This window comes from Phenylobacterium sp. (assembly GCF_031412415.1).
GTDB lineage: Bacteria > Pseudomonadota > Alphaproteobacteria > Caulobacterales > Caulobacteraceae > Phenylobacterium.
The window spans coordinates 1-2225 of the sequence record NZ_JANOCX010000047.1 but is presented as its reverse complement, the minus strand read 5'-3'; the positions used below and the strand labels follow the sequence as shown (position 1 = coordinate 2225).

Here is a 2225-nt window from a genome sequence, read left to right as displayed (position 1 = left end):
GCGCTGCAGATCATCAAGCGACCGCGCGCCCTGCTACGGTTCGAGCAGCGCACCGACGTGGCCGGAACCCTCATCCGCATCGCCGCCACCGTCACCATGCTCAGGTGGATCGCCCGATGTCAGCAAGGCATCTCAAACACTTTCTCACGCAAACTGGCTGCAAAGCGAGAGGACGTTAAGGGCTCGCGCCAAGCTACGCACATTACGCAGGATGCGGACCGTACCGAAGGTTCGATAGATTTGCCGATGCCTTATGCTGAGGATCCGACACGATGCCTGTTAATGGCCTGATCGCGTCCCACCGGCCGTACAAGCGTGCGAGGATTGCTTTTACGCGCCATTCGCGCTCCGTTGCCCTCAAGATCGTCAGCGTCCTGGCCCTTATCGCGCTGGCTAGCTTCGGCGGCAGCTACTACGCCGTTACGCGCCTCGTCTCGACCGATGCGTTGTACTCCGACCTTCTGGAGCATGAGGCCATGGCCATGCGCATGGTCACCCGGGCCGGCATCCTGGCGGTCGACGACTCTCGTCTGTTGCTTCGCCTGGTCACGGAGAGCGACGATTATACGCGTCAGCGCTTGCTAGGCGAGCGCGATCAGAACCAGCATCGCTTGATCGAGGCCCTCGAACGAGCGGCCCGCCTCGTCCCCCGCGTCGCGTCCGTCATTCGGTCTTTCATCAACCAGTTCGACGTCCTCGTCGAGAACAGTCGTGAGGTGGAGGCGCTGGTTGCCGCAGGTCAACCCGCCGAGGCAACGGACTTCTTGCGTCGTCAGCACGAACCGCTGTTCCTTGATCTGCGAGGGCGGATGCGCGACCTCGTCCAGCGGCTGGAAGATGAGGTCATCCGTGCCATGTCCGGGGCGACGCGTTCGAGCCATGCAACCTATGCCTGGACCTTGTGGGCGGTCGGCGCTGGGGCGCTGGCGTCCCTCGGCTTGGCGTCGTTTCTCCTCCGTCGGGTCGTGACCGATCCTTTGAAGGCCCTCAAGGCGCGCATGCGCGCCCTAGAGGGGGGTAATACGCGCTCGCCGGTACCCGGGGTCGATCGGCGGGATGAGATTGGTCGCATGGCCGCGGCCGTCGAAAGCTTTCGCCTGGCGGCAATTCGCCAAGCCGTTCTCGACCAGCAGGCGCACACGGACGCCCTGACCGGAGTGCTGAACCGACGCGGCGTCGATGCTCGCGTGACGCGCTTGGCTGCCCGGCGGGTGCCGATTGCGGCGATTGCCATCGACCTCGATCATTTCAAGGAAACTAACGACACCTACGGCCATGCAGCAGGCGATGCATTGCTTGTCGAGGTAGCGAGTCGGCTCACCGAGGCGACCCGCGCCGGCGACGTTGTCGGTCGCCTGGGCGGCGACGAGTTCATGGTCATCCTCCAGGACGTTACCAGTCAGTGGGAGCTTGAGCAGGTAGCCAACCGCATCAGCCACGTCCTGCATCAACCCGTGCCATTCGGAAGCCGGAGCCTCCGGCTGGGCGCGACACTCGGCACTGGCTGTACCCTCGGTCCCGACGCGGTTGCAGCTGACCTGCTTGAGGCAGCCGACGCAGCATTGATGCGGGCCAAGAAAGTGCAGCGCGGGTCCATCGGGTTCGTGCCGCCAACGCCTGGCGTAGTGCATAACATCGCCGGCTGACCCCGGCCGCGCGGCCGTCGCCAACGCCGGCCCGACCGCTGCGCCTGCTGCTCCTTGGCATCATGGCGCTAATCCTCTCCTACATCGCCCTCCCGGTGTCCGCGGCCGTCTCGCTGACAGGCGCGGTGCAGCGCCTCGACATGCCGGCGCTGGTCGACCAGTTGGACTGGTCGGCGTTGCGCGCCGACGTACATGAGGAGCTGGTGCGTGACGCCGAGCAGCAGGGTCCGGTGCGATCGTTCATTGACATTGTGGCCGCGACCATGGCAGTGCACCTCGCATCGCCGAAGGGCTCGGCCGCGCTGCTGAACGATCGGCCCGCCAGCAGGGCCGACAGCACGCCCCCACTGGTACGCACCCTGGCGCCGCTTGGTCTCACCCGGTGGCGCACACCTTGGTGTCGCCCAAAGCTGGAGGGCACGACGCCAGCCTGACGTTGACCATGACCCAAAGGATGCGGTGGACCGTCGTCGGGCTGGGCTGCGCATCGCCGATGGGGGTGCGGTAGCTGCAGCGCAACGGGCAGGGACCGCTAGAATTCGTACCAACCCCAGGTTGTATAAAGCTTCGCCATCACAT

General features: G+C 65.2%; 3 protein-coding genes. All 3 read left to right on the top strand.

Annotated elements, in window-relative coordinates:
- Positions 1-291: hypothetical protein (locus tag RMO04_RS02235; RefSeq protein ID WP_309643167.1), on the top strand; the 291-nt coding region annotated here is incomplete at its 5' end.
- Positions 273-1646 (top strand): diguanylate cyclase domain-containing protein, encoded by a 1374-nt coding sequence (locus RMO04_RS02230; RefSeq protein WP_309643166.1) that lies wholly within the window; start codon positions 273-275, stop codon positions 1644-1646. The genes RMO04_RS02235 and RMO04_RS02230, both read left to right, overlap by 19 nt.
- 62 nt (positions 1647-1708) lie before the next feature.
- Complete coding sequence (locus RMO04_RS02225; RefSeq protein WP_309643165.1) at positions 1709-2080, top strand: DUF2939 domain-containing protein; 372 nt, start codon at positions 1709-1711, stop codon at positions 2078-2080.
- The last annotated feature ends 145 nt before the right edge of the window (positions 2081-2225 follow it).

Coding starts and splice junctions, on each gene's coding strand:
- RMO04_RS02225 (WP_309643165.1), top strand. CDS start 1,709: ATGGCGCTAATCCTCTCCTACATCGCCCTCCCGGTGTCCGCGGCCGTC.
- RMO04_RS02230 (WP_309643166.1), top strand. CDS start 273: ATGCCTGTTAATGGCCTGATCGCGTCCCACCGGCCGTACAAGCGTGCG.